Origin of the sequence: Tolypothrix sp. VBCCA 56010 (assembly GCF_050875635.1) — a bacterium.
GTDB lineage: Bacteria > Cyanobacteriota > Cyanobacteriia > Cyanobacteriales > Nostocaceae > Hassallia.
In genome coordinates this window covers 1-207 of the sequence record NZ_JBPAOH010000553.1, presented here as the reverse complement: position 1 = coordinate 207, position 207 = coordinate 1, and the positions used below count along the sequence as shown (strand labels likewise).

The following is a 207-nucleotide window of genomic DNA, read 5'->3' as shown; positions in this document are numbered from 1 at the left end:
AGTACAGCTAGAGAAATGTCCAGATTACTTTCGCTGAGAACTTCTAGTAAGTGATTGGCAACGGCTGTATCAATGGTAGCACCAGGTATACTCCAACAAATCCCGTGTACTCCATCCTGCTGTCGCAACTGGTCGCATTGATAGGTAGTTCTTTTACCTCCTGTGCCGTGATAACGAGGACTCATGCGCCGTCCACACTTGCCACAA

At 47.8% G+C, this 207-nt stretch carries 1 pseudogene; it reads right to left on the bottom strand.

What is annotated here, in order from left to right:
• Window positions 1-185: pseudogene (locus tag AABK37_RS42330) on the bottom strand (recombinase); the annotation flags it as partial.
• Between the last annotated feature and the right edge of the window lie 22 nt (window positions 186-207).